This window comes from Pseudomonas frederiksbergensis, assembly GCF_003732705.1.
Lineage (GTDB): Bacteria > Pseudomonadota > Gammaproteobacteria > Pseudomonadales > Pseudomonadaceae > Aquipseudomonas > Aquipseudomonas frederiksbergensis_F.
In genome coordinates, this window is record NZ_MOBR01000015.1 from 119,231 (window position 1) to 144,974 (window position 25,744).

Genomic DNA, 25,744 nt, shown 5'->3' on the forward strand with positions numbered 1-25,744 from the left:
GGAATGATCCACCGCATTCGCGAGCAGGCTCGCTCCCACAAGGGTTTACCCCTGACCATCCGTCGCCACTGTCAGATCTGACAGTAGCCACCGCTCCCCTGTCATCGGCGTAATAACCCAACGCCTCTCCCGACAGGAGCACATCATGCCTACCCCCATCGCAAGCCCTTTGCTGCTCAAAGAACTCGACATCCCCGGTCGCACCGGTCCCGTCAGCACAGCGCCCGATGTGTGGGGTATCAACATCGCCGCCGCGCTGGACAATTTTCCGCGTCAGGGTTTGCAGTGCCGGGCCGGGCCGTGGGGGGTGATGGGTGTGGGGGACGTGCTGCGGATTTTCTGGGGCGCGGGCAATCAGGTGCTGCAGGACACCATCGACCCGGAAGAGGTCAACAAGGAACTGACCCAGTTTGTGCCGTCGCGGCATCTCACCGAAGGCGCGTTCGATGTGTCCTACACCGTGCAGCGCGTGGGTCAAACGGCCGAGCCGTCGGAGGTGATGAAGGTGCTGGTCAAGCTCACCCGCCCCGGCGGCCATGACGACAACGACCAGCCCGGTCACTCGAAACTGGTGATGAAATTGCCGCAGCCGATCATCGACGGCGGCATCGATCAGGACAACGTCGGCGCCGGCGTGCTGATGTTGTGCGACCGCTACCCGAACATCGCGGCAGGCGATGTGATTCAGGTGACCTGGGGCGGCGTCTTCGTCCTCAGCCCGCCACTGACCCAGGACCAGGCTGACGGCAGAGTCGCCATCACGTTGCTGATCGACGAAGCCACCATCCGCAAGGCCGGCGACTCGGACTCCAGAGGGTTGGCAGTGGCGTTCGAAGTCTATGACCGGGTCGATAACCGCTCCGAAGACTGGAGCTCTGAGCAGCGGGTGGTGGTCAATCTGGATGTGACCTTGCTGCAAGCGCCGTTGCTGAAAGAGAGCCAAGGCAACGTGCTCGACCTCGATGAATTGGGCAACAACAACGGCACGGCCCAGGTCTGGGCGGTGGATGACACCCACTTCAAAAATGGCGACACGCTGTTCGTCCGGGTTCGCGGCACCCCGCACGAAGGCGCGCCGATCGACATTGAACTGCCCGGCGAGGTACTGAGCGGCCTGCCCGTTGCGTGGGAAGTCACAATCGAAAATGCCCTGCTGCGGCGACTGGCCAAGTCGCAAATGGTGCTCTCCTATCGCCTGCAAAAGGCCGACGGCTCCCCGGACCTGCACTCCAAAGGCCGCTTCATCAGCGTGATCGGCGAGCTGCAACTGCTCAAAGCCCCGATTGCCGTGGACGCCCAGCAAGGGGCGATCGACCCGGACCTGACCAGCACGCAGATAAAAATCCTCTATGACGAATCGTTCAATGCCGGCGACGCCATCAAACTGTTCTGGCTCGGCACCCGCCCCGATTTCACCACCTACTTGCCCGACCTGCCATTGCACTCGATCAGCCGTGGAGAGGCCGAGGCCAAGGAGCCGCTGTTCATTGATGTGGACGGCCAGCACCTGCGGGAAATCAACGGCGGCACGCTGGAACTGTATTACCAGTTGCTCAGCGATGACGCGGTGGTCGCAACGATGAACCGGGTCAACGCCACCCATGCCATCCGCGAGTCGGAGCACTTGCCGCTGCTGAACGTCGGTGAACCGCGCCTGGAATTGCCAGAGCCGACGGTGGCGGGCGTGGTCGACGGCGCACTGCCACCAGATCGGCCAGGCACCACGCTGACCGTGAACTACCTGCTGACCCTGCCAGGCGACCGAGTAACCCGTGAATGGGTCGGTTCGAAAACCGGGAAAGACATTGACTGGGTGGATCTGTCGTCGTTTACGGCAGGCAAACCGGTGCCGTTTACCATCAAGGCTGAACTGATCAAGGGCAATGAAGGCGGGATGGTGTCGGCTTCGTATTTTATTGAGCGGGCGAATGAACGGACCAAATATGCGAATGCGTTGGTGTTTAGCGTGGGTGTGGCGTTGGAATTAAAAGCGCCGCAGATCAAACAAGCCCCTGGCACCACGCTCAATCCGGTGGCTGCCAAAGACGTTTTGACTGCTGTCGTGGACTACGACGACATGCAGGTCGGCGACAAGATTACCGTCACCTGGGCTGCCGCCGCTGGCAGACCGGCCGAAGGTTCTCACACCACAACGTCGATCGATATTGTGACGGTGAGTCCAAAAGAAGTGCCGCTGCCGAACTCGTTAGTGGCGTTTTGTCTGGGGACCACCGTCACCGTGACGTATAGCGTCACGCGCGGCAGTGACCCCGCCCAACCTTCGCGCCCGTTGCTATTGAATGTCCTCAATATTCCGAGCGGCGACTTGCCCACACCGACCATCGCGGGTGTAACGGCAAGGGATCTGAACGTCGCTGGGCTGAAGGGTGATGACAAATTGGCCGTGAACGAGTGGCTGTTGCAACTTAGCGGTCAACGGGTGTGGCTGAGTTTTAAAGGAATAAAAGAAAACGGTGCTGAAGATGAGTTGATCATTTGGGAAGGTCCGGCTCATAACGCATCGTCAGGGCTGGAGACACCGGCACCTATTGATTGGTTGAGGACGTTGAAGGAGGGTTCGGAGTTGACCGTTACGTTTATGGTCAACTTTGACAAGGTGGCGGATAGAGCGATGGCGGTTAGGTTTCCGGTGCGGGGTTATACCGTCAAGGCTATCGAACTGGTTGACCCAACCATTACCTCGGTAAAAGGCTCGCTGAGTGGACTGGAGATTCCCAACGGTCGCGACACTTTCGAAACCAGCGTGACCTTGACCGGAGAGGCCACCAAAGGACAGAAGGTGCAGATTTTCGATGGCACGACACCTATGGACGAAACCACTGCTGATGAGAACACCGGTATCTGGACGCTAGACGTGTCGGAATTGAGCGTGGCAGCCCACAGTTTTACCGCCAAGGCCCTAAATGATTCGGGCGAGACGTCGGAGAAATGGCTCATTACGGTTAAACAAACTCTGCAATATGACTTAACAACCTTTGAAGACGGAACATTCGGTGGATGGCAGCGAGGGCCTGCTACAGATCCACAAGATTGGAGCATTAGGCTGAGGGACGGTAATCATCGAGCATTCAATAACACCCACAGCAATAACTCCGCGGGGGTAGTCCTGACGAAAACCTTTCAAAATATAAAAATAGGACAGCGCTACCGATTTTCAATAATGGCGGTCCGAAGCAGTTGGGGAGAATACACCTCTAGTCTTTCACTCAGTACGACGCAAGGTGCACTCACTCAACCCGTAACCCTTTCAGACCGCTGGATACTCATACAGGGGGATTTCACAGCGGAAACTAACATTATGGAATTCATGATTGTTAATCATGTAGCAACTGGCCTCGGCAATGATTATGAAGTAGATAATCTAACCATAACGACTATTTAGAGGAAAACTGGACACGCTTTTATAACTAAAAAGGAAATAACAAAGAGGACGCATTTATTTAACCCGTGATTTGAAAGAGCCCCCGCCCCTTGTAGGAGCTGTCGAGTGAAACGAGGCTGCGATCTTTTGATCTTGATTTTCAAGGGCAAGATCAGAAGATCGCAGCCTTCGGCAGCTCCTACGGGGGTGTGGCCGGGTGCGGAAGTTGCCTACGGGAAAAGCAGCTGTTTCAGGCGTTGCGCCGGGTTGACTGCCCTGCCCTGGCTCCCTATCCTCACGCCCGTCACGACTCATTCGTGATCGGGTTTGACGGCTCGGGCTGCATCTCAAGACGTATGGTTTCCTTAACTTCGCACGCGTACTTCTTCGTCCGCAGCAAAGTTATATGGTGACTGTGCGTGGGGCACCTTCGGGTGCGCCGGGTACTTGAGACCGGTCCGTCAACCTGCGCACAGTTGCCACCCATTCGTTTGACGGCGAGCAAGTGGCAACTCCCACTTTCTCAAGAGTTAAACCAATGCCAAACGCAACCACAAAATCCACCCCGTTCGCCCCCTGCGATCACATCGATCACCACCTCTTCGCCGTACAACCCGACATCCCCCTCCTAGACGCCCTCGAACACGCCTCCGTCTACCTAAGCTGCGCCGAAGCCCTCGCCCATCAGGCCCCCACCGCCACCCGCCCGGAACACGGTGCATCCTTGCGTTGGGCCAGTCAGCAGATGCTCGGCACTGCGCGCTCACTGGTTCAAGCCTCCATCGACGGCATGCACGCCGCACGAGCCGGAGGTGACGCATGAATCCGCATATGCCGATGACCCATAACGACGGCGATATCCCGGTGTTGCTGGTGGCCACGCAAGCGCCGCTGGAGGTGCTGCACAGCAACGCTGCCACCCGGTTTCTGGCGGTGACGCAGATGGTGGAGAGTCTGGCCAGTCTCGATATCACCCAGGCAAAAGGTGCTGACGTGCAGCAGTTGGCGAACGCGGCGGCGATGTTGTTGCGCGATGGGTGTGATGTGATGGATGTGTTGGGGCGGCGGATTCGGGCTCGTGGGTAAGCGCCGGGTTTGATGGTGGCTGTCAGGATGCCTTCGCGGGCAAGTCGAATCGTCGCACCGCTCGCTCCTACAGAGGGTCGGCGGTGTCCGTAGATGTTGTGCATGGCGCCAAATCAGTGTGGGAGCGGGCTTGCTCGCGAAGACGGTTTCACAGTCAGCATTGATGTTGACTGACCCACCGCTTTCGCGGGCAAGCCTTGCTCCTACAGAGGGTCGGCGGTGTACGCACATGTTGTGCATGGCGCCAAATCAGTGTGGGAGCGGGCTTGCTCGCGATGGCGGTTTCACAGTCAGCATTGATGTTGACTGACCCACCGCTTTCGCGGGCAAGCCTTGCTCCTACAGAGGGTCGGCGGTGTACGTAGATGTTGTGCATGGTGCTAAACCATTGTGGGAGCGAGCTTGCTCGCGATGGCGGTTTCACAGTCAAGATTGAGGGTGGCTGACACTCCGCTTTCGCGGGCAAGCCTCGCTCCTACGGGGGTCGGCGGTGTACGTAGATGTTGTGCATGGCGCTAAACCATTGTGGGAGCGAGCCTGCTCGCAATGGCGGTTTCACAGTCAAGATTGAGGGTGGCTGACACTCCGCTTTCGCGGGCAAGCCTCGCTCCTACGGGGGTCGGCGGTGTACGTAGATGTTGTGCATGGCGCTAAACCATTGTGGGAGCGAGCCTGCTCGCAATGGCGGTTTCACAGTCAAGATTGAGGGTGGCTGACACTCCGCCTTCGCGGGCAAGTCGAATCGTCGCACCGCTCGCTCCTACAGGGGATTGATGACCGTTAATGCTCGAACCAGTCTCGCCGTTCGTGGAAGGTGTGGCGGATCAGTTCGGCGAGTTCTTGCACTTCGGCGTTTGCTCGGGAATCGGTATTCACTGCCAACCACGCTTGGCGCTGCATCGGCTCTTTGAACAACCCCGGCAGCGCAACGAGTGCACGGTCGAAGCGGCTGATGTAGCCGGGCAGCAGGCCGATGCAAGCGCTGCAACGGATCATTTCCAGCATCAGTTCGTAGGACTGCAACTGCACGACGCCAGCCAGGCGTTGTTCCACCAGGTGGTTCCAGGGTCCGAAGCTGTCGATCTGGCGGTCATGTTGCCAATGCACCAGCATGAAATCCGCCAGGTCGTCGATGCTTTCCGGCCTGGAGGTGACCCGTGAATAGCGTTTGGCGATGTGCGGAAAATACTCCAGGCGCGCCAGGCGTTGCGGTTCATCGATGGCGAAGGTCGGCCCGGGCAGCGGTGAGTCGCCGGTCCCCAGCCACAGCACCACATCGGCGCTGACGGCTTGCAAGGCGAGTTCGCTGTCCAGCGAGATGATTTCCAGGCGCACGCTGGCATTGCGTCGCAGCAACGCGATCAAGTCGCGGCCGAGGATGTCATGCAGGATCGATTCGGCCACCGCGAGCCGGATCAGTGGCTGTTCGACCAGCGGCAATGTGCGCTCATGGGCCAGCGCAATCAGTTGGGCATGCAGTTGCAGCCCTTCGCGGCTGAGGGTCAGGTTGCTCCCCTGAAAATTGAACAGGGAGCGCTGGACCTGCGTCTCCAGTTTTGCCAGTTGCTTGCGCAGCAACGTCGTCCTGACGTTGAGGCTGCGCGCGGCCTGCATGAAACAGCCGCACCGGGCGCTGACCATGAAGTACTGCGCCACCTCGGCCTCGATCCCGGCCGCCAGCGCCAGCCAGGATTCGGATGTCACCTCGGGGTAGCGGTAATTGCCAGAGTCCTGAAGCGCTGCGGGTTCTGTGAATGCCATCGATGACTCCCTGTCGATCTGGTGGGTTTTGCGTCCTTCGCGGTGGACCGCGCGTAGCTCTACGGATTGTTGCCTGAAGAATGCTGCACTTGTGTGTCAGGGGGTTTTTAAGATCAAAACAATCCTCAGGAATAAACCGGCCACCTGTCGACAATCCTGCCACCCCGCACCGCCAACAAATCCTCAAACTGCAGCAACACCGATTCCGTCTGCATCGGCCGCAGGAACACCTGATCCTCCACCGTCAGGCCCACGGCGCTGGAGCCGTTGACCATTTCCTGGTTGGAGCTACGGCCATACACCCCGTTGCTCTGCAAGCCCTGGGGCGATTCGAACTCGGCCATCCAGTTGCCGCCGTAGATGAAGAACGTCTGGCGCTGATTGGCGTCCCACCAGGAGAACAGCCTCGACTTATCATCCAGCGCCGGAATATTCACCGCCCCGGTACTTTTCAGCACCGGCGTGGCGATGTACGCCGCCGGCACATGGTCCACCAAAGACGGCAAATCATAGTGCGTCGGTTTGAGCATCGCGGTGCCCACCGAGACTTCAGTGCTCAGGCGTTCCTGTTCGTGCATGCGATAACTCGGGCTGCCGGCGGTGTTGAGCGTCAGCCCTTCGCGCCACAGGCCGGGGTACTGCTGACGAGTGAAATCAACGCAGCGGTTGTAGATCACCATCACTTTGGCGAACAGTTCCTCCGGCGAACCAAGAATCCCCGGCACGCCCATGCCCACGAACGGGTCGTAACCCATGAACCCAGCGAATTCCAGGTGCTGCGGGTGGGCGCTGATCAGCGTCAGCATCTGCCCGAGCACGCCGAGGTCGCTGACGCCGCCGCGATGCAGGCCGACGTCCAGTTCGATGTTCACCCGCAACCGCGTGCCCAACCCTTGGGCAAGCGCCAGGTATTGCTGGAGCCGTTCGGGGGTATCGAGCAACCACTGCAACTGCTGCGCCGGGTCGAAAGGGCCTTTATGCGTGTCATAAAACAGCTGCGCCGAACGCACCGGCAGTGGCTTGCCCAGCAGGATGTCGGCATCGGGAAACTGCACCGCGTCATGGTTGAGAAACGGCTGGTGGAACGACATCAGGCGTTTGGTGCCGGCACGCTGGGCGATGTAGGTCAGCAGCCCCGGTGCCGGCAGGGATTTCTCCACCAGACGCAGGTGTTTGCCGGCGCGGGCGACCGACTGCATCACCACATCGATGTTGTGATCGAGACGATCCAGATCGATCAGCATCACCGGGCGCATCGGGCCGTGGTCCTTGAGTTCACGGTTCAATGCACGGAAATAATCGCTGTACGGCCCGCCCCGATCCCCCGGCCGCAGCCACGCGCCGACGCCCACCAGCAAGGCGCCGACGCCCAAGGTCCCCAGCAGAAAATTGCGACGATTCACGGCCATCAGTTCACCCCCAGAATCGATGTCAGATGCGCATTGAGGAACTTGCCGCTGGGGTCGAGGGCTTGGCGCACGTCAACAAATTCCCGCCAGCGTGGGTACAGCGGCTGCAGGTTTTTCGCATTCAAGGTATGCAACTTGCCCCAGTGCGGCCGGCCGTTGTACTTCCAGAAGATCGGCTCGACGGCAGCGAAGAAATTGTGATGATCCATCTGGTAATGCTGGTGAACCGAGATCGAGCAACTGTCGCGGCCTTCGAACATGCTCAGGGGAATGTCGTCGGCCTTGACGTAGCGGTACTCGATAGGAAACCAGGTGCGCAGATCCTTGTCCTGAATCAGCTTGAGGATTTCCCGCAGGCAGGCCGGGCCGTACTCCGCCGGCACTGAATATTCCATCTCGTTGAAACGCACGGTGCGCACGTTGGCGTAGATGTCGAACGAGTCGCCGACCCGGTTATCGAAACTGGCGAGGTGGCGCAGGTTATTGAGCAGCGTGCGGCGCAGGTCGGGGAAGTCGCTGGCGTACTTGTCGATCTTCTCGATCAGGGTCACGAACTCGTTGCCGCCCTCTTCGTCCGCCGGGATCGGTGGTGTGGCCGGGTCGGTGGTTTCGTTGAGGGCGATCGACAAGGCGTAGTCCGAATGGGTCACCACAAGCATTTCCCAGTGCTGGTTTTCCTGGGTGTTCTTGTCGATGTCTTCCAGCAGTTCTTCGGTCTTGGCGATCCACTGACGCTCCCGTAGTCGATACGCCGGGCGGTTTTGCAGGCGGATTTTGGTGGCCACCCCCAAGGCGCCGAGGGAGACACGGGCGGCGTTGAACACTTCGGGATGACGGCTGCTGTCGCAGTCCAAGACCTCGCCGCTGGCGGTTACCAATTGCAAGCCGCAGACATGGGCGGAATAGGATTGAAAGGTTTTTCCGGTGCCGTGAGTCGAGGTGGAAATCGCCCCGGCGAGGGTCTGGTAGTCGATGTCGGCCATGTTGGGCAGGGCCTGGCCGATGTCTTTCAGCGGTGTGCCCATGCGCGACATCGGCGTACCGGCGGCGAACTCGGCCTGCAAGGTGTTGGCATCGTGACCGAGCAGGCCGGTGAAGTAGCTCAGGGACAACAACGTGCCATCGGTGGGCACCAGGGCACTGAAGGAATGGGCCGAGCCGACCGGTCTTATTTTGCCAGGCGCCTGGCGGATCACCTGGGTCAGTTCATCGAGGTTTTTCGGTGCCAGCCGCGCCGCGGGAAGGCAACTCTGGCCGCCGGACCAGTTGCGCCACGGAATCAATCGCGGCGCCCGCAGCAACTCGGCCAGCGCCGGGCTGGAACCGAGGGCGGTGAAGGCGCCGATGACGCTCGCCCGTTGCAGTAACTGACGTCGTGTCAGGTCCATTGTCATGAAGTGCACCTGCCGTTCTTATTGTTGGATGGACTGACCGGACATAAACGAAATCAGCGCGAGGAATTCTTCCTCCGAGCACTGCATGCACAGGCCCATCGGCGGCATGCCGTTGTAGCCATTGATCGCGTGATCGAGCAGCGTATCGGCGCCCTGCTGTACCCGTGGCTCCCAGGCTTTTTTGTCACCGGTCAGCGGCGCCCCGGCAGCGGGGTTGGCGTGGCAGAGCTGGCAACTGTTGGCGTAGACCTGGGCCAGTGCTGCGTCGCTGGGCGCTGCGTTGGCCGCTTCGCTGCGGGTGGCCGGGGTCTTGGGTTCTTCGCCGCAGCCGCTGAGCAGCGTGGCGACGATCAGAAACGCCGCGTACCTGTTTGTCGGCATAGCCGTCCTCTCGTGTGGTGCACCGGCCAGCCGTGTGCACATTTTTTATTGTGATCAAGGAGAGGTCACGGTAAGCCAGGCGTGACGGGAGGTTGAGGGCATTGCGGGACATAAAGGGGGGCTTCTCAGGCCAGCGCGCATTACCTGTGGGAGCGAGCCTGCTCGCGAATGCGGTGGACCAGCCAATATCAATGGTGACTGACCTACCGCTTTCGCGAGCAAGCCCGCTCCCACAGGGGTTGGTGTCGATTAGTGCGAGTAGCGTCTATCTTGAATAAGCAACGCTCACCTGAGATGGGTCATGACAAGCGAGGCCCAGGTCTGCTAAAACGATTCATCAGCGCATTACAGAATCCAGACGGGGTAGCGACATGACCACAGCACACATCCTTGGCAATCTGTTTCCCGACAGCAGCGACATCCCGGAAAAATACCGCCTCGACGGCCAGACCGAGCAGCGCGAATACCTGGTCGATGGCCAGTTGCGCACCTGGGACGGCCCGCTCGCCCAGGTCCGCAGCCCGGTGTACCTGACCGGCGAAAATGGCGACGAGCAAGTGATCCTCGGCAGCACGCCGCTGCTGGACGCCGACACCGCGCTGACCGCTCTCGACGCCGCCGTCCGCGCCTACGACCGTGGCCAGGGCCTGTGGCCAACTATGCGCGTGGCCGAGCGCATCCAACACGTCGAAGCCTTCCTCGGGCGCATGCGCCAGCAACGGGACGCCGTGGTGAAGTTGCTGATGTGGGAAATCGGCAAGAACCTCAAGGACTCGGAAAAAGAGTTCGACCGCACCTGCGATTACATCGTCGACACCATCAACGCTCTCAAGGAACTCGACCGCCGCTCCAGCCGTTTCGAGCTGGAGCAGGACACCCTCGGCCAGATTCGCCGCGTACCGCTGGGCGTCGCCTTGTGCATGGGGCCTTACAACTACCCGCTGAACGAAACCTTCACCACGCTGATTCCGGCGCTGATCATGGGCAACACCGTGGTGTTCAAGCCGGCCAAGCTTGGTGTGTTGCTGATTCGTCCGCTGCTGGAAGCCTTCCGCGACAGTTTCCCTACCGGCGTAATCAATGTGATCTACGGCAGCGGTCGCGAAACCGTCAGTGCGCTGATGGCCAGCGGCAAGATCGATATTTTTGCGTTTATCGGCACCAACAAGGCCGCCAGCGACCTGAAAAAACTGCATCCGAAACCACACCGCTTGCGCGCGGCACTGGGCCTGGATGCGAAAAACCCCGGCATCGTGTTGCCCGAGGTGGATCTGGACAACGCCGTCAGCGAAGCGCTCACCGGCTCGCTGTCGTTCAATGGTCAGCGCTGCACGGCGCTGAAAATTCTCTTCGTCCACGAAGACGTGGTCGAGTCGTTCATCGAGAAATTCAACGCCAAACTCGCCTCCCTCAAACCCGGCATGCCGTGGGACAGCGGCGTGGCCCTGACGCCGTTGCCGGAAGCGAGCAAGGTCGATTACCTGCATGGGCTGGTGGCCGATGCCGTGAGCAAAGGCGCGACCGTGGTCAATCCCAATGGCGGCGAAGCGCGTGCGTCGTTCTTCTATCCGGCGGTGCTGTACCCGGTGAACCCGCAGATGCGCGTCTATCAGGAAGAACAGTTCGGCCCTGTGGTGCCCATCGTGCCGTACCGGCATCTGGACACGGTGATCGATTACGTCCTGGAATCGGACTTCGGTCAGCAGTTGAGTATCTTCGGCACTAATCCGGTGGCGGTCGGCCGACTGGTCGATACTTTTGCCAATCAGGTCGGTCGTATCAACATCAACGCCCAGTGCCAGCGCGGCCCGGACACCTTTCCGTTCAACGGCCGCAAGAACTCCGCCGAAGGCACCCTGTCGGTGCATGACGCGTTGCGGGTGTTTTCGATCCGCACACTGGTGGCGACCAAGTTCCAGGACAGCAACAAAGCCCTCATCAGCGAGATTATTCGCGGACGGGATTCGAGCTTCCTGACCACTGATTACATTTTCTGAGGAGAGCCGATCTGAGCGCCTATCGCCTGCCACCGTTGATGCGCCGACTGCTGCGTCCGTTGCTGGACCCGTATCGGCGTTATCGCAATGCCCGGGTGATCCACGCGGTGCGGGTTTCACTGGGGCTGCTGGCGACGATCCTGCTGACCACCGGCATCCACTTGCCCCACGGCGAGTGGGCGTCGGTGACCATGCTGGTAGTGATTGGCGGTTTGCAGCATCACGGCAACATCGGCAAGAAAGCCGCCGAGCGGGCGATTGGCACTTTGATCGGCGCGGGTGTCGGCCTGCTGCTGGTGGCGCAACAGGCCTGGCTTGGAATGCCTTGGCTGACCTATTTTGCAATGTCGGTGGTGTGCGGGTTCTTCTCGTATCACGCCATCGGCAAGGGCGGCTACACGGCACTGTTGTCGGCGATCACCGTGTTTATCGTCGCCGGGCATGGCGATAACCCGGTCACTGACGGGTTGTGGCGTGGGGTCGATATTCTCATCGGCATCGCCCTGGCCCTGGCGTTTTCCTTCGCCCTGCCGCTGTACGCGGTGTTCTCCTGGCGCTACAACCTGGCCGATGCCTTGCGCGACTGCGCGACCCTTTATGGGCGCATCATCAATGGCCAACCGGTCACTGCGGATGAACACCTGAAGATCATGGGTCGGCTGAACACGGTACTGGTGCAACTGCGCTCGCTGATGCCGTCGGTGTCCAAGGAAGTGCGGATCTCCATGACCGAACTGGATGCCATCCAGCGCAACTTGCGGATGTGTGTCAGCACGCTGGAAATCCTTGGCAATACACGACCGGACGCCACTGACCCCGACGCCATGCTCCACCTGCAAACCGCGTTGAAAGCCGAACACCGGCAGATCCGCGTTCAATTGATCGGCATGGCTCGGGCCCTGAAATCCGGGGCATCCCAGCGGCTCAACCGGCCGGTGGAGTTGCCGGACGCCAGCCTCGACGCGCCGGTCTACAGCCCGCTGGACGGTTACCGATTATTGACCCGGCAACTGGCCGCCAACATCGGCGAAATGCGCCAGCGCCTGGCCAAGACCGCGCCGCGCTGGAACCTCTAAGGCTTACTGCGCGACCACTCGACGCAACTTCAGGCCCCACCCCTGTTGCATACCGGCGGCGGCCAGCAGGATCGCCGCCACGCCGAGCCATTGCAGGGGTTCCAGGCGATGGCCGAAAGCAAACCAGTCGACAAAGATCGCCGCAATCGGATAGATAAACGACAGCGCACCGGTCAGTGCCGTTGGCAGTTTCTGGATCGCGCCGTAGAGCAGCACGTACATCAAACCGGTGTGCACAATGCCCAGGGTCACCAGGCTGGCCCAGGCGCTCGGTGCTTGGGGCAGTGCCGAAAAGTGCGCAAAAGGCGCGAGCAACAACACACCGGTGCAAACCTGAATCAACGCGATCAGATGCGGCGGCGTGCCCGTCAGGCGTTTGATGATCAGCGCGGCAATCGCGTAAAGGAACGCTGCACCCAGCGCCAGACCGATCCCCATCAGGTAATCATTGCCACCTGCGCCCTGCTCGCCATGGGCGCTGACAATCGCCAGCATCCCGAGGAACGAAACACCCAGCCAGAACAGCTTGCGCAGGGTGATTTTTTCCCCGAGAAACAGCGCGGCCAGACCCACCAACATGAACGGTTGAACGTTGTAGACCGCCGTGCCGATGGCAATCGATGCGCGGGAGTAGGAGGCAAACAGCAACACCCAGTTGCCGACAATCGCCATGCCGCTGAGCACCGCCAGCAGGAACGTGGTGCGGGTGAGAATGCCAGGCCGCAGGAAGCCGAACGCCGCGCAGATCAGCAACAAGGTGCCGGCGCCGAACACGCAGCGCCAGAACACCACGTCCAGCACCGGTTGCCCGGACACCAGCACGAACCAGCCGATGGTCCCGGAAATGAGCATGGCGGCGGTCATTTCGAATGAGCCGCGACGTAGTGTTTTGTCCATCATCAACCTCCTGTGCTTGAGGCCAAATTATGCCAACGCGCAGAGGCGCTTCTCCAGCGCAAAAATCAGGCTAAACTCGGTTTCTGCCTTTTTTATCAAGGCTGTTTCGTTCAACTGCCTAACAGGTGCTTCACCATGACCGACGACATTGATCAAGTGCTGATCAGCGCATTGATGGAAGATTCACGGCGTTCGCTCAAGGCCCTGGCGCACATCAGCGGCTTGTCATCGCCCAGCGTTGCCGAGCGCCTGCGTCGTCTTGAGGAACGCGGCGTGCTCAAGGGCTACACCGTCGAGATCGATCCAAAATGCTTCGGCTATCAACTGCAGGCGATCGTGCGCATCCGCCCGCTGCCGGGGCAATTGCAGGAAGTGGAACGGCAAATCCAGGCGATTCCCGAGTTCACCGAGTGCGACAAGGTCACCGGCGATGACTGCTTCATTGCGCGCTTGCATGTCCGCTCGATGGAACAACTGGACACCCTGCTCGACCGCCTCAACACCCACGCCGAAACCAACACCGCGATCGTCAAGAAAACCCCGGTCAAACGCCGGTTGCCGCCGATGGCATAAGTGCTGTTTGTTAATGAATAGGATAGATTGACGGCTTTCCGGCGAAGGATTGGCGGTATGAAAACTCAGGTAATGGTGTTGGCAGCGTTGATGCTCGCGGGTTGCGGCACTGTGCAGACCGTGGTGCGCAGTGACGAAGCGGCTGCGAAGGACCTCAAGGAGCGCAAGAGTTACTGCGGCGCTGTCCCGCGGATCTACAGCGGCGTGACCTATGACTTCTGTTATCTGAATGCGCCGCTGGAAAGTGGCATCGATGCGCAGACACATACCACTATTCCGGTTGTGGTGCTGGTTGATGCGGTCGTTTCCGGCGTGGCGGACACCCTGCTGCTGCCCTACACCGTCTACCGGCAGCATGCCGATGGCAGCATTATCGTTAACGAATGATCCTGAATCGCAGACAATAAAAAACCCGCCGAAGCGGGTTTTTTTATTACTCAAGGCTTGCGATCAATCGTCGCGGCTCATGATGCCGAAGATCTGCAACAAGCTGATGAACAGGTTGTAGATCGATACATACAGGCTGATGGTCGCCATGATGTAGTTGCGCTCACCGCCGTGAATGATGGCGCTGGTCTGGAACAGAATGCAGACCGAGGAAAACAGCACGAAACCTGCGCTGATCGCCAGTTGCAGACCGCTGATCTGGAAGAAGATGCTCGCCAGCGTCGCGCCCAGCAGCACGAAGAAGCCTGCAGTGATGAAACCGCCAAGGAAGCTCATGTCCTTGCGAGTGATCAGCACGTACGCCGACAGACCACCAAACACCAGCGCCGTCATGGCGAAGGCCGAACTCACGACTTCAGCACCGCCCTGCATGCCCAGGTAACGGTTGAGGATCGGGCCGAGCAGGAAACCCATGAAACCGGTCAAGGCAAACGCGGACACCAGGCCCCATGCGGAATCACGGAGTTTGTTGGTCAGGAAGAAAAGACCGTAGAAACCGATCAGCACCACGAAAACGTTCGGGTAGCCGACACGCATCTGTTGGGCGACAAACGCCATCACGCCGCTGAATGCGAGGGTGAGAGCGAGCAAGCCGTATGTGTTGCGCAGGACGCGGCTAACCTCTAGCTGCTCAGCCTGCACGCTGTTATTAACTGCGTAATCCTGTTCGCGCATGGCGACACTCCTGTTGGTTTGAAACGTTCAGTCGCAAAGATCATAACAGACGCTCTGTAACAAGCCATGCAGAGAGTTTGACAGTGTGTTTCATTCAGGTATTATGGCGCCCGCAACGCAAACGGAGGTGTGGCCGAGTGGTTTAAGGCAACGGTCTTGAAAACCGTCGACTGTAACAGGTCCATGAGTTCGAATCCCATCGCCTCCGCCATCTTGAATACGTTAGAGCCCTGATTAGTCAGGGCTTTTTCGTTTCTGGGGTTTGGTGAAATCACTGTCTTTTGGCATGTGTTCCATAACTATTCTGGAACCGTTCCATAACCAGGCTCGTTTTGCCCCTCTTCCGGCGTCCTGCCGATCGTTAAATATCCTTCATGTAACACGATGCTACGCTGGTCTTTTAACCGAGGAATCGCGGTCCACCATTCAGTTCTGCTCCCTTCCTTGCTATACATCGCCCTGGTCGGCCCTCCACAATTGACAGAGCAATACCAGCCGAAGGATTACTGAATGCCGAAGACCAAGCCAGAAAGTAGAGTTGCAGCGTCAGCTACTGAAATTGAACACTCTATCCAGGCCCTGAATAAAATGGCTGAACGCCTGTGGGGTGACGGTCGAGAAGCGGAGGCGAAAGCCCTCCTTGATGCCCTGGACGCTCTCAATAGAGCGCTGGACAGGATCAGGATTGGTGAAAGTCGCAAGACTCTTCATTGAAGAGCGCCACAGGTTCATTCATTAATTGAATTGGGCTTTTTTGTTCTGCCGCTCGTCCGGTGCACAGCACCATCCCCTGCCCCCGCGCTTCCAAAGCTTATGTCTCCTTGTTTGGAAGCCTCAGTCATGAACAGAAGAATCGCAGCTCTCACGCTCTCGGGCTTGCTGTCGTCCTGCCCGCTCTTCTCGCTTGCTGTCGAGAAGATGGCTGCGGAGTCAGCCGTGCCCCCTACTGTTCTTCCCGGAGTTAACCAATCCGGTAGCGCCAAGCCTGACGAGGATAAAGCGAGCAAAAAGGGCGAGGAGGCTTCTGGTTCAAATTCCGGTGCCGATTCGGAAACTCAGAAGAAAGATTCTGGCTCCTCGGGCAGCTCTAAAGAAGAGAAGAAACCAAAGCAATAGTGTCGATGGCTGCGGGGTCAATCCAGACCCGATTAAATCTGGTTTCTCGCTCTGCCCTAACCCGGCCCGCCCATGCACTCTGCGGTGCTGGCAAGTGATGCTCCTGCCTGCTGGACAAGCTTGCGCCACTCGTCGCTGTTGATGAGATCGGCGCGCTCCATGGCGTCAGCCCGCCTTAACAACCCGAAGTACTTAACCTCTGGGTCCATTTGGCTTCCAGTCAGTGCGAACAGCTCGCGCCAGGCTGTCATCGCCAGTCTTCGCTGTGCCTCTCTCATTGGAGCCCCCCGTATCATTGTTCTAGGTAGAGGATGGAACGTGAGAGGCGTTCAGTATGATGGCACTTCATGCGACCAATGGTGGCCGTGCGCCACGAACGGTGGAGTCCTGATTCAATTAATTGGATCAGGTCCTTGATATGGATAGTGGAAGTCTTATGGCTGGCTTTCTGTTTTTGATAGTTGGCTTGGTCATCTATTCAGCGGCTTTCAATATCGGTCTTGAAAACCGTCGACTGTAACAGGGAGTTCGAATCCCATCGCCTACGCCATCTACACTGACCTCAAAAACTGCGGACTCGCAATGCCACGCCCAATTAAGTGTATTAATCACAGGCATCACTCCGAGCCTTCTCGGCACGTTTGATTTCCTGCTTGATATCAGGGGATATTCGCTGTTTTTTCAGCTGCTGCTCCAGAAAGAGCTGGCTTCCCTGACTTTTTACCTCGGCATCGGTTGAAGCTTCCTGCGATTTTAATTCTGCAGCATGTGCATCTATCACCGCTTCAACTTCAGCTTCATTACTCGCGGTATCCAGGGCTTTGATCAGTTTGCCTGCTTCCGTCTTCTCGGCTTCAGCGTACCCATCGACAGACAACCCCGCAGCCATCGCTCGTGTTTGAATTTCCAGGTTTTCCATATGCTGCTGTGCGACCTCGCACGCCGCAATCCGCCGTTGGCTCTCGACAGCTTTCCATTCCATAAATGCTTGCGTCGTCACACCCATGACCACAATGGTGATGGCGGCACCCATCATTCGGCCCTTCACATCCGCAACCTCGACAGTCAAGTGGCATTGTTTCTTGATGACCGCCCGACTCCCTTCGAGGCATTCAAAGCGTAGCAGGGCCAGAAGCGGTGCTGGGCGGCAGCCGCTTAAATATCGATGATGACCAACGTTCCGTGGCTTCCAGCTAACACTGCGTGCGCAACTTGACGGCAAAGACGAATGGAATGTCGTTCGGCTTTGCCGCGCTTAAACAGGTTTCCACGCAAGCGTTTAAAGACACTCAGTGTTACGTCATAAAAGGCCACAAGACCTTGCGTCGTTGCCTACGCGCACGCCAGAATCCGCCGGCTTGTGCGCCTTGAGGCTCGTCGGTAACTTTGTTCCTGCCACTGCTCATCAGTGGTCGGGTTTAGTAGCCCGCAGTAATTCAGGCTGCACGTGCATCCATCGGACAGGATTTTCATATCTGTGCTTGATGGTGGCTGTACGTAGGGCGCTTCGGCGCGCCGGCTTTCTGAGTTCCCCGGTCTACTAACCTGCGTACAGCTGCCACCCTTTCTCGTTTAGTAGCGAGAGGGATTGGCACACAATATGAGAACTCTGCTTATGTTCAAAGTAACGCCGAATCCCCCGCACACGGGTCCAGTACCCTACGGCGCCTCTCTTGATTTTGACCCCAATAAAATGAAAGAGGCGGCCCACGTCGCAGCAAACACGCGGGGCCATCCACCGGCCCAGGCTTTGATTGACGCTGACTGAAGCCCGGGAGTCAGGCCGAAAACAGTCCCGCCTCCTGATAGCTCTGAATCAATTCGTCGAACAAACCGATATCGAGGCGAGTCCGGGCAATCAATTGTGCGCCGGCAACGGCGGTGTAAATGGCGCGGGCGCGGCGCTCGCACAGATCAACGCTTCCCAGGCCGAGATCAGCGAGCACGTGGGTCAGCCACGCCACGTTGATGTCGGCAAACGCCAGCACTTCACCCTTTACCTCTTCGGGCAGGTCCTGGTATTCCGCCGCCATGAAGCTGGACAAACACAGCCGGTTCCCGTCTTCCAGTGATTGGCGGAAGATGCTCGGGTACACCTGCAGGCAGTGAACCGGATCGGGGTTGGCAGCGCGGACGGCTTCCAGAACACCGGAGGTCTGTTCCCAGTAGCGTTTGGCGACTGCGGCGCCGAGGTCGGCCTTGCTTGGGAAATGGTAGTAAATGCTGGCGTTCTTGATCCCCACCTGATCCGCAATGCTGCGGAAATTGATGCCACTGTAGCCGTGGATTTGCGCAGCGCCTTTGGCCGCCTCCAAGATGGCTTCCCGCGCGTTTTCGCTCACGTCTTTACTCCTTTCACTGGGTCGTTTGGCCCGATTCTACTCCCATCGCCTGTTACCTGCCAATTGGTAGGTAGGGATTGACAAGGCATAACTATGCGCCCATGGTTTACCTACCAACTGACAGGCAGGCGAATAAACCATGACGACCCAACAGCCACATCCCGACGTATCCACACTCCCGATGATGAAAATCTACGACTGGTTCGATGGCCCCTACCCGGCCCGTGTGCGTATTGCGCTGGCCGAGAAAGGCCTGCTATCGCGGATCAAGTTCGTACCGGTCAACCTATGGACCGGCGAGCACAAGAAACGGGAGTTTCTAGCGATCAACTACTCCGGCACATTGCCCGTGCTGCAACTGGACGACGGCACGCTGATTGCCGAGTGCACGGCCATCACCCAATACCTTGATGTGCTGGACGACAAGCCGCTGCTCACCGGTAAAACCCCCGCTGAAAAGGGCCTCATCCACATGATGACCAAACGTGCGGAAATTGAATTCCTGGATGCGATCAGCACCTACTTCCACCACGCCACGCCCGGGCTTGGGCCGGACGTCGAGCTTTACCAGAACCGTGAATGGGGTGAGCGGATGCGCGATAAGGCCGTGCGCGGGATGCACTATTTCAACGGCGCCCTGGCAACCCGGCCGTTTGTGGCGGGCAATGAATTTTCGATGGCCGACATCGCGGTACTTGGCGGCATGATCTTCGCCTCGCTGGTGAAACTGCCGGTGCCTGATGAATGTGAAGCACTGCGCGCCTGGCATGCCAGGATGCAGGAGCGACCGAGTGTTCAGGAATGGCGCGCGATGGTGGAGCGCGGTCACAGTAAAGGCTGATCGAAGCTCCTTCAAAAGCGGGTGGGCAAAAAGAACCTCACTGCAGTGTACGTTTTCGTCCCCTCCATGTTTCTTAGGGGAAGGAGTACCCAGCCGCTTGCCTTCGATCAGGCATGAAAAAGCCCGGCACGGTGGCTGGGCTCTTTTCTTCACTTTCTGCTTTCCATCATTTTGTCGGCGAGCATTTTGGCCCTTTCAATCAACAGATCCTGCCGGTCTTCGTGAGTGGCCACGCCCACGACCGGTGCCGTCAGATGACTTTCCGCTATCAGCGCAGCGCAGAAATACCGGTCCCAGACTCGTTGCTCTGATGCTTGCTTATTCACTTGGTCGGTGTCCATGTGCGGCTCCTCTGGATGAAGTGCATTGGCATTTTCCGCCCGAATCGCAAACAGCCCGCGTTACGGGGCCTAGCCAGGGATATTCAGGAAAGCATTCCAGCGTTCATAAGCATCGTGTTGTCTCTTGGTGGCCGCGTCCCATTCCGGCCCTGAAACGCATTTCGATGTCACCAACGTCATCATGCCTATAGTGGCAGCATCCAGCTCGATCAGAAGCGCCTGGGATTGGTTCCTGAAGTCTTCGAATGATGTCATTGACTTGCCTCGGCGCGGAGTTCACCGCCATCGAGAAGCAATTGCCCCTCGAATAATGGAGTTCGTCCCCTACCGATAATTCAAGTGGTCTGACGGTCGGTGCGCTCTCACGGCCCCTCTACCACACCATTCGTCGCCTATAAAAACCTGCACCGCTACGCGACCAAATCTTGGCTTGGGGTTTGCACACGCGGTCGTAGCGGCCCCAGAACGACGTAATTCTGACGCGGCAGCCATCCAATCAATACCTTGGTCAGTCCCCCGGAGAAGTAACGTGTCAACTCTCAATGAAATCGCAATGAACCACGCGAGAATGGCTAAGGCAAAGGAAGAAGAGTCGACCGGGCTGAGCGAGCGACACCTTCATATCGTAGGCAGTTTCGAAGTCCCGTCCGTTGAGACGCAACAGCACATTCCGGTGCACCTCATCGCTGGCGCGCTGGACAATCACCTCGGCCAGGCCTGCGCCTGACTTCGGTGCACCTCCCATGAAAAGAGGCATCGGGCGATGCCTCTTCTCGCGTCAGTCAGTGCGGCTTCACGCCGGCAGCGAAACCACCGGGCAGTTTTGGATTTATTCATCATGTCCACGCTGGACATCACTTAACGCCAGTTCCGAACTGATGGTGTCTATCAAGGCCCGGACACGCCGCGGCAACACACTCACCGGCGGATACACAATCTGCAGCGCCGTTTGACCGGGGGAATAATCCGGCAGCACTTCCACGAGCCTGCCCGCGACGAGATCAGCCTGGACATCCCAAATGGACTTGTTGCAGAGGCCGTTGCCGTCCAGGCACCACTGCCGGACCAATCCACCGTCGTTCGCCACTCGGCGGCCCCTGACGACAACGCGGTAGGCCTCGCTCGCCACCCGGAACGTCCAGACCCGATCAATGTTGCTGCCAAAGCGCATGACAATGCAGTCATGCCGGGAAAGATCGTCCGGGTGTCGGGGCGTGCCATTGCGTTCCAGGTATCCAGGCGCCGCGCAGATGACGCGGCGGTTCTCGCCAATCGGTTTGGAGCGCAACGTGCTGTCGGCCAACACCCCGTAACGCACGGCGAAGTCGATGCCTTGACTGACCAGGTCAACGAAACCATCGGTGAGGTTGAGGTCGATCGACACCGACGGATGCTCGGCCAGAAACCGGTCAAGGATCGGCACGATCCGCGATTGCCCGAGGTCGACCGGGGCACTGAGACGGATAAGGCCGGAGATTTTTTGCGTGCCCAGGCGAATGCGGGTTTCCAGTTCATCGGCTTCGGCCAGCAGACGGCGGGCACCGTCCGCCAGCAGGCGCCCTTCATCGGTCAGGCTGAGCGAACGGGTGGTGCGGGTCAGCAGGCTCGCGCCGTAGTAACTCTCAAGCACCGCGAGGCGCTCGGACACCGAAGCCGGCGACAGCCCCAATTCGCGGCCTGCGGCAGACAAGCCGCCCTTCTCGACGATCATCAAAAACAGCGCAAGGTTATCCAGCGTCATCGTTCGCAATTCCCGAAAGGTAATGTCGAACCCTGAGCCATTTTCCAGTGACTGCGCAATATCTGCCTTCGCCACATCAAGCATGACGCTGACTGAAAAGGGCTCTAAGCGACGGTTCCACCGCCCTGTTTTTGACCCGCGCCATACCTGACCCCAGACCGCAGCGCATGACGAAGCTTCAGGGCCGGCCGTTCGACGTAGTAATACGAAATGCCGCTCAACACGAGCGAGAGCAGCAGCACCGCCGTGACCATCTGGCCGTCGTACACCACGGGCCAGAAGGCCCGCAACACATACATCACCACAAAATGGTTGAGGAACACGCCATAACTGATGTTCCCCAGCAACTCATCCATCCAGTGGTACTTCAGCTTGCTCAGCAGGAACACCGCCGGGACGCCCAAGGCAATGCCGGCGGTGACCTCCGCGTTAAAGGGCCTGCGGGGAATGAATCCCATGACGATGGCCAGGAACATCAGGGCTGCGACGATGGCGGTAGCGGCAATGATCACCCCTCCCCGGGCCTGCATCCGGTACAGGTAACTGCCGCAGAGGAAGACGAAAAGCACACCGGGCAGCAGTCGGTAACCGTAGACATCGGTGTTGATGTAACCGAGGGAAGCGACCATGAACACCGCCACGGACAGCGCATACGCGACGCCCCGGACCTTGTAGACGAGCAAGAACGGGATCAGCAGGTAGAAACACATTTCGAGCCCCAGCGACCAGGCCGCTGGCAGGATCTCGGGCACGGTGATGCCGTACATGTAAAAACCCATGGGCACGATCGGCAGGCTGGTGACGATGTTGTTGACGGTCAGCGCCGCCGCTTGGGGCGTGCCGGGCAACAGGAAATAGATCACGGCGCAGGAGCAGGCGAAGTAGAGCAGGAACTGCGGGTAAAGCCGCAACACCCGATCCGCGTAAAACAAGTGGAATTGCTCAGGCGCGTTGTAGTTGCGCTCGATCAACGAGGTCATCACAAAGCCGCTGATGAGCAGGAAAGACACCACCGCAATCACGCCGGGATTGAAGCCCGCCAGCGTCACGCCCATATGAGAAATCGCCACCAGCATCGCCAGCAGTAGTCGATAAGCCCCCACGCGCATCATCCCTGAATGTCTGATTATTTTGCGCGGTACGTTACGTGGCTTTCTGCTCGGGGAGAAGTGTTTTCAAGATGTGTTTGCCCGATGTCACGCCGCCAGTCCCCATGGCTGGCGACAACCCGTTTCCTCAACTAACGTTTCTACCTCATCGAACAGCCCCCACTTAGTTGCGGGCGCTTAATCAAGGAGAGATAGATGACACCCGTTCGTATCGCCGAGCAAACCTATCGCACCTGGTCCAGCCCTATCCTGCTTGAACTCAAGGAGCGCGAGCATCAGCTGGACCCGGTGGCCCGCCAGGCATTGCAGAATGTGCTGGTAGAGAGACGACTGCTGGACAGCGGCAACCCCAACGGCCCGGAACGGCGCAACACCGGTCCGGTCAAGCGCGACAAATTCTGGTAACGGCCGCTCATCACCGATTCGCTGCCAGGGAGGTTTCAAACCTCACGTTGCCGCAGCGAATCCCCGCTGCAGATCTTCGATCAACGCCTCGACATCCTCCAGCCCGATGTGCAATCGCAGCACTGGATTGCGTGCGCGATCCTCGGCGCTATTGCGCTCCTTGAGCTCGGCGACCGTGATCAGGCTTTCGTAGCCGCCCCAGGAAGCCCCCAGCCCAAACAGTTGCAGCGCATCGATGAAGCGCTCGACATAACCTTCATCCGCGTCGCGCAGTTCGAACGAGAGCAAACCGTTGCTGCCCTTGAAGTCGCGCTGCCACAGGGCATGGCCGGGGTGATCGGGCAACGCGGGATGGAACACCCGTTTCACCTGCGGTTGCGCCTGTAGCCAGTGGGCGACTTCCAGCGCCTGGCGCTCATGGACTTCCAGGCGTGGCGCCAGGGTTCGGGCGCCGCGCAGCACCAGATAAGCGTCGTCAGGGCTGACGGCGCTGCCGAAGGTGTCGCTCATGGCCGCCAACGGTTGCCACACGTCTTGCCGGGTGCACACGCTGCCCATGACCACGTCGCTGTGGCCACACAGGTATTTGGTCAATGCCATGATCGAAATGTCCGCGCCCAGGGTCAGCGGTCGATACAGGTAGCCCGAGCCCCAGGTGTTGTCCACGGCCAGCAGAATGCCGCGCGGTTTGCACAGTGCGGCGAGGGCCGGCAAATCACAGAGTTCGTACAGCAACGAACCGGGCACTTCGGCGTAGACCATTTTGGTGTTGGCTTGCAGCTTCGCGGACAGATCGCTGCCGTCAGGGGCGAAGTAGCTCACTTCAATACCAAACGGCTGGAGAAACTCCCGGGCCAGGCGCCGCACCGGCGAGTACACGGCGTCGGTGATCAGCACATGATCGCCGGGCCGCAGGTAGGCCAGGAACGTCTGCGCCACGGCGGCCAGGCCGGTGCCGAACAAACGGGTGCGATAACCGCCCTCCAGTTCCGTGACCAGATCCTCCAGGGCGAACCCCGTTGGGTTGCCTCGGGCGCCATAGCTCAGGACGCGCTCGTGGTCGCGGCGGGCGCGGGCGTCGCGCATTTGTGCGAGGTTGTCGAACAGCACCGTGCTTAAGCGTGTAACCGGGACGTTGACGGCACGACCACCCTGGCCCTTTTCGGTACGCGAGGAATGGACCAAGCGAGTGCGGACCCGATCATCACTGGACGCTTTCAGCGGGTTGAGACTGGCGATTTCCGCTTGGCTCATCTGCGCCAGCAAACCGATTTCCCAGGCCAGGTACTGCCGCGCCGCGTCCTTGTTGCCGGAGTGACGGTCGTGGGTGAAAAACAGGAAATCGATGCACTGCGCGTCGGGCGGTATGCTGGCGTCCTCTTGCAGCTCAAGACCCGCCACATTTCCGGCGTACCGGGTTTGCCGACGCTGATGTTCGGGCAACTCCAGCGCCGCGAACGCCGCCAACCGTGGATCGTCGGCCAGCAATACCAGCGGCCGCTGTTCACCGGCCACCTCGGCCGCCAGCAACGAACGAATCGACCAGCGCGCCCCGGCGATATGACCTTTGCGATAACTCATGCTCGGGCGCAGATCAATCAGTGCCAGCGCATCGTCCTTCAACGCATCGGCCAGCGCTTGCGTCGAGATCAATGGCAACGCTTCAGGTGCAACGGATTCCGATACAGGCAACGCCAAAGTACTGCCGACGCCACCCTCAAGCACATACGCCTCATGCCCCAACTGGCGCAGCCAACTGGCGACAATCGGTGCCCGCACGCCATCGCTGTCGATCAGCACCAACCGCGCCTTGCGCACACCAATGTACAAATCGGTGGATTGAATCAACTGCCCGCCCGGCGTGTGTTGTGCACCGGTCAGACTGCCAGCGGCGAATTCCTCGGCGGTGCGCACGTCGCACAGAAACAGACTGCGTCCAGCCTCGTTGGCCCACTGTTCGACCTGCGCGGCCCCGACGGTTTTCACCCCGGCCTTCTGCGCCAATTGCGCGGCGGCCAAGCGCTGTCCTGGCAAGGCAGCAGATGACACTTCATCGGCATAACGCCGCGTGCTGCCATGCTCCAGCTGAAAATCTTCCAGATACCAGCCCTGAGTACCGTTTTCCAAGGCGTAGACCGGGTTCTTCACGCCAAGGTTGATCAGCGTCTGGGCGCCGATAATGCTGCGGGTGCGACCGGCGCAATTGACCACAATCGGCGTGTTCTCGTCCGGCACCAAATCGTGGACGCGATAGCCCAACTCGCCATTCGGGCAGCACACCGAACCGGGAATGGTCATCTTGCGGTATTCGTCGAACGGCCGACCGTCGAGCACCACCAACGGCTCGCCTCGGGCCTGCCATTCGGCCAATTGCGTGGCGGTGACGTGGGGCGTATGACTGGCCTCCTCGACCAATTCACCAAAGGCCTTGGACGGCACATGCACCCCGGCAAACAACTGAAAACCGGCGGCCTGCCAGCCCTCGGCGCCGCCTTCCAGAATGTGCACATGAGCGTAGCCCAACACCCGTAAACGCTGGGCGGCGCGCAAGGCAACGTCGCCATCGTCCTGGTCGTAAATCACCAGCCGAACCTGAGGATTCGGCGCCAGGCGCCGGGCCTCCAGCTCCAGTCGGCTATAGGGCAGGTTCACCCCGAAAAACAGATGGGCTTCGCCATATTGGCCGTGCTCACGCACGTCAAACAGGGCGATTTCCTGCCCGTCGAACAGCCACTGCTGCAATTGCCCTGGAGTTACGGTCTGGCTCATGG

24 protein-coding genes and 1 tRNA gene are annotated in these 25,744 nt (G+C 59.2%); 13 read left to right on the plus strand and 12 right to left on the minus strand.

Going from position 1 to position 25,744, the window contains the following annotated elements:
• Positions 1-145: 145 nt before the first annotated feature.
• The 3 genes from BK667_RS33285 (at position 146) to BK667_RS16550 (ending at position 4,468) form a co-directional block, all read left to right on the plus strand.
• Positions 146-3,403: an Ig-like domain-containing protein gene (locus BK667_RS33285; protein ID WP_185058226.1), complete on the plus strand. Its 3,258-nt coding sequence runs from the start codon at positions 146-148 to the stop codon at positions 3,401-3,403.
• 517 nt (positions 3,404-3,920) lie between these two features.
• Positions 3,921-4,205: a DUF3077 domain-containing protein gene (locus tag BK667_RS16545; RefSeq protein ID WP_123598276.1), complete on the plus strand. Its 285-nt coding sequence runs from the start codon at positions 3,921-3,923 to the stop codon at positions 4,203-4,205.
• A complete protein-coding gene (locus BK667_RS16550) occupies positions 4,202-4,468 on the plus strand; it encodes a short-chain dehydrogenase (protein WP_123598277.1) in 267 nt (88 codons plus the stop codon). Before BK667_RS16545 ends, BK667_RS16550 begins: the two co-directional genes overlap by 4 nt.
• A 780-nt stretch (positions 4,469-5,248) precedes the next feature.
• On the opposite strand, the gene BK667_RS16560 is transcribed toward BK667_RS16550, so the two are convergent.
• The 4 genes from BK667_RS16560 to BK667_RS16575 all read right to left on the minus strand — a co-directional run bounded on the left by BK667_RS16560 (position 5,249) and on the right by BK667_RS16575 (position 9,413).
• Entirely contained in the window at positions 5,249-6,229 is a 981-nt protein-coding gene (locus tag BK667_RS16560; protein WP_123598278.1) for a LysR substrate-binding domain-containing protein, read from the minus strand.
• 125 nt (positions 6,230-6,354) lie between these two features.
• Positions 6,355-7,563, minus strand: coding sequence for a DSD1 family PLP-dependent enzyme (locus BK667_RS16565; protein WP_185058233.1), 1,209 nt, complete (start codon positions 7,561-7,563; stop codon positions 6,355-6,357).
• Positions 7,564-7,637: 74 nt separating this feature from the next.
• Entirely contained in the window at positions 7,638-9,032 is a 1,395-nt protein-coding gene (locus BK667_RS16570) for a D-arabinono-1,4-lactone oxidase (RefSeq protein ID WP_123598280.1), read from the minus strand.
• A gap of 18 nt (positions 9,033-9,050) precedes the next feature.
• Complete coding sequence (locus BK667_RS16575; RefSeq protein WP_123598281.1) at positions 9,051-9,413, minus strand: c-type cytochrome; 363 nt, start codon at positions 9,411-9,413, stop codon at positions 9,051-9,053.
• A gap of 371 nt (positions 9,414-9,784) precedes the next feature.
• On the opposite strand from BK667_RS16575, the gene BK667_RS16585 reads away from it, so the two are divergent.
• The gene (locus tag BK667_RS16585) at positions 9,785-11,410 is read left to right on the plus strand and encodes an NADP-dependent glyceraldehyde-3-phosphate dehydrogenase (RefSeq protein WP_123598283.1); all 1,626 of its coding nucleotides are present in this window, start codon (positions 9,785-9,787) and stop codon (positions 11,408-11,410) included.
• 38 nt (positions 11,411-11,448) lie between these two features.
• On the plus strand, positions 11,449-12,486 hold the full coding sequence (locus tag BK667_RS16590; RefSeq protein WP_123508702.1) for an FUSC family protein: 1,038 nt from the start codon (positions 11,449-11,451) through the stop codon (positions 12,484-12,486).
• Positions 12,487-12,489: 3 nt separating this feature from the next.
• Here BK667_RS16590 and BK667_RS16595 read toward each other — a convergent pair whose 3' ends face one another.
• Positions 12,490-13,383 carry a DMT family transporter gene (locus BK667_RS16595; RefSeq protein WP_123598284.1) on the minus strand — a complete coding sequence of 298 codons (894 nt, stop codon included), beginning with the start codon at positions 13,381-13,383 and terminating at the stop codon, positions 12,490-12,492.
• Between the two features lie 135 nt (positions 13,384-13,518).
• Here BK667_RS16595 and BK667_RS16600 point away from each other — a divergent pair, with 135 nt between their 5' ends.
• Together BK667_RS16600 and BK667_RS16605 are read left to right on the plus strand one after the other, a co-directional pair.
• Positions 13,519-13,956: an Lrp/AsnC family transcriptional regulator gene (locus BK667_RS16600; RefSeq protein WP_123508704.1), complete on the plus strand. Its 438-nt coding sequence runs from the start codon at positions 13,519-13,521 to the stop codon at positions 13,954-13,956.
• Positions 13,957-14,013: 57 nt separating this feature from the next.
• Positions 14,014-14,343 (plus strand): YceK/YidQ family lipoprotein, encoded by a 330-nt coding sequence (locus BK667_RS16605; RefSeq protein WP_123598285.1) that lies wholly within the window; start codon positions 14,014-14,016, stop codon positions 14,341-14,343.
• A 63-nt stretch (positions 14,344-14,406) separates the two neighbouring features.
• On the opposite strand, the gene BK667_RS16610 is transcribed toward BK667_RS16605, so the two are convergent.
• On the minus strand, positions 14,407-15,078 hold the full coding sequence (locus tag BK667_RS16610; protein WP_123508706.1) for a Bax inhibitor-1/YccA family protein: 672 nt from the start codon (positions 15,076-15,078) through the stop codon (positions 14,407-14,409).
• A 123-nt stretch (positions 15,079-15,201) separates the two neighbouring features.
• Here BK667_RS16610 and BK667_RS16615 point away from each other — a divergent pair.
• The 3 genes from BK667_RS16615 to BK667_RS16625 all read left to right on the plus strand — a co-directional run bounded on the left by BK667_RS16615 (position 15,202) and on the right by BK667_RS16625 (position 16,194).
• Positions 15,202-15,289, plus strand: a tRNA-Ser gene (locus BK667_RS16615).
• Positions 15,290-15,588: 299 nt separating this feature from the next.
• Complete coding sequence (locus tag BK667_RS16620) at positions 15,589-15,792, plus strand: hypothetical protein (protein ID WP_123508707.1); 204 nt, start codon at positions 15,589-15,591, stop codon at positions 15,790-15,792.
• A 126-nt stretch (positions 15,793-15,918) separates the two neighbouring features.
• The gene (locus BK667_RS16625; protein ID WP_123508708.1) at positions 15,919-16,194 is read left to right on the plus strand and encodes a hypothetical protein; all 276 of its coding nucleotides are present in this window, start codon (positions 15,919-15,921) and stop codon (positions 16,192-16,194) included.
• A gap of 604 nt (positions 16,195-16,798) precedes the next feature.
• Here BK667_RS16625 and BK667_RS16635 read toward each other — a convergent pair.
• Both BK667_RS16635 and BK667_RS16640 read right to left on the minus strand, forming a co-directional pair.
• Positions 16,799-17,263: a hypothetical protein gene (locus BK667_RS16635; RefSeq protein WP_311198935.1), complete on the minus strand. Its 465-nt coding sequence runs from the start codon at positions 17,261-17,263 to the stop codon at positions 16,799-16,801.
• Positions 17,264-17,972: 709 nt separating this feature from the next.
• On the minus strand, positions 17,973-18,536 hold the full coding sequence (locus BK667_RS16640) for a TetR/AcrR family transcriptional regulator (RefSeq protein WP_123598286.1): 564 nt from the start codon (positions 18,534-18,536) through the stop codon (positions 17,973-17,975).
• A gap of 139 nt (positions 18,537-18,675) precedes the next feature.
• Between BK667_RS16640 and BK667_RS16645 the strand changes: the two genes are divergently transcribed.
• Positions 18,676-19,377, plus strand: a complete 702-nt coding sequence (locus BK667_RS16645; RefSeq protein ID WP_123598287.1) for a glutathione S-transferase — start codon at positions 18,676-18,678, stop codon at positions 19,375-19,377.
• Positions 19,378-19,526: 149 nt separating this feature from the next.
• On the opposite strand, the gene BK667_RS16650 is transcribed toward BK667_RS16645, so the two are convergent.
• Positions 19,527-19,718 (minus strand): hypothetical protein, encoded by a 192-nt coding sequence (locus BK667_RS16650; RefSeq protein ID WP_123598288.1) that lies wholly within the window; start codon positions 19,716-19,718, stop codon positions 19,527-19,529.
• 529 nt (positions 19,719-20,247) lie between these two features.
• On the opposite strand from BK667_RS16650, the gene BK667_RS16660 reads away from it, so the two are divergent.
• The gene (locus BK667_RS16660) at positions 20,248-20,445 is read left to right on the plus strand and encodes a hypothetical protein (protein ID WP_123598289.1); all 198 of its coding nucleotides are present in this window, start codon (positions 20,248-20,250) and stop codon (positions 20,443-20,445) included.
• A 102-nt stretch (positions 20,446-20,547) separates the two neighbouring features.
• On the opposite strand, the gene BK667_RS16665 is transcribed toward BK667_RS16660, so the two are convergent.
• Positions 20,548-21,459, minus strand: coding sequence for a LysR family transcriptional regulator (locus tag BK667_RS16665; protein ID WP_123598403.1), 912 nt, complete (start codon positions 21,457-21,459; stop codon positions 20,548-20,550).
• Between the two features lie 104 nt (positions 21,460-21,563).
• Positions 21,564-22,562 (minus strand): acyltransferase family protein, encoded by a 999-nt coding sequence (locus BK667_RS16670; protein ID WP_123598404.1) that lies wholly within the window; start codon positions 22,560-22,562, stop codon positions 21,564-21,566.
• Positions 22,563-22,763: 201 nt separating this feature from the next.
• On the opposite strand from BK667_RS16670, the gene BK667_RS16675 reads away from it, so the two are divergent.
• Positions 22,764-22,973: a hypothetical protein gene (locus BK667_RS16675; RefSeq protein WP_123598290.1), complete on the plus strand. Its 210-nt coding sequence runs from the start codon at positions 22,764-22,766 to the stop codon at positions 22,971-22,973.
• 42 nt (positions 22,974-23,015) lie between these two features.
• Here the strand turns inward: BK667_RS16675 and metC are convergent, their stop codons facing one another.
• Entirely contained in the window at positions 23,016-25,742 is a 2,727-nt protein-coding gene (gene metC / locus BK667_RS16680) for a cystathionine beta-lyase (protein WP_123598291.1), read from the minus strand.
• Positions 25,743-25,744: the final 2 nt, after the last annotated feature.

Coding starts and splice junctions, on each gene's coding strand:
- BK667_RS33285 (WP_185058226.1), top strand. CDS start 146: ATGCCTACCCCCATCGCAAGCCCTTTGCTGCTCAAAGAACTCGACATC.
- BK667_RS16545 (WP_123598276.1), top strand. CDS start 3,921: ATGCCAAACGCAACCACAAAATCCACCCCGTTCGCCCCCTGCGATCAC.
- BK667_RS16550 (WP_123598277.1), top strand. CDS start 4,202: ATGAATCCGCATATGCCGATGACCCATAACGACGGCGATATCCCGGTG.
- BK667_RS16560 (WP_123598278.1), bottom strand. CDS start 6,229: ATGGCATTCACAGAACCCGCAGCGCTTCAGGACTCTGGCAATTACCGC.
- BK667_RS16570 (WP_123598280.1), bottom strand. CDS start 9,032: ATGACAATGGACCTGACACGACGTCAGTTACTGCAACGGGCGAGCGTC.
- BK667_RS16575 (WP_123598281.1), bottom strand. CDS start 9,413: ATGCCGACAAACAGGTACGCGGCGTTTCTGATCGTCGCCACGCTGCTC.
- BK667_RS16585 (WP_123598283.1), top strand. CDS start 9,785: ATGACCACAGCACACATCCTTGGCAATCTGTTTCCCGACAGCAGCGAC.
- BK667_RS16590 (WP_123508702.1), top strand. CDS start 11,449: ATGCGCCGACTGCTGCGTCCGTTGCTGGACCCGTATCGGCGTTATCGC.
- BK667_RS16595 (WP_123598284.1), bottom strand. CDS start 13,383: ATGGACAAAACACTACGTCGCGGCTCATTCGAAATGACCGCCGCCATG.
- BK667_RS16600 (WP_123508704.1), top strand. CDS start 13,519: ATGACCGACGACATTGATCAAGTGCTGATCAGCGCATTGATGGAAGAT.
- BK667_RS16605 (WP_123598285.1), top strand. CDS start 14,014: ATGAAAACTCAGGTAATGGTGTTGGCAGCGTTGATGCTCGCGGGTTGC.
- BK667_RS16610 (WP_123508706.1), bottom strand. CDS start 15,078: ATGCGCGAACAGGATTACGCAGTTAATAACAGCGTGCAGGCTGAGCAG.
- BK667_RS16620 (WP_123508707.1), top strand. CDS start 15,589: ATGCCGAAGACCAAGCCAGAAAGTAGAGTTGCAGCGTCAGCTACTGAA.
- BK667_RS16625 (WP_123508708.1), top strand. CDS start 15,919: ATGAACAGAAGAATCGCAGCTCTCACGCTCTCGGGCTTGCTGTCGTCC.
- BK667_RS16645 (WP_123598287.1), top strand. CDS start 18,676: ATGACGACCCAACAGCCACATCCCGACGTATCCACACTCCCGATGATG.
- BK667_RS16650 (WP_123598288.1), bottom strand. CDS start 19,718: ATGGACACCGACCAAGTGAATAAGCAAGCATCAGAGCAACGAGTCTGG.
- BK667_RS16665 (WP_123598403.1), bottom strand. CDS start 21,459: ATGACGCTGGATAACCTTGCGCTGTTTTTGATGATCGTCGAGAAGGGC.
- BK667_RS16675 (WP_123598290.1), top strand. CDS start 22,764: ATGACACCCGTTCGTATCGCCGAGCAAACCTATCGCACCTGGTCCAGC.
- metC (WP_123598291.1), bottom strand. CDS start 25,742: ATGAGCCAGACCGTAACTCCAGGGCAATTGCAGCAGTGGCTGTTCGAC.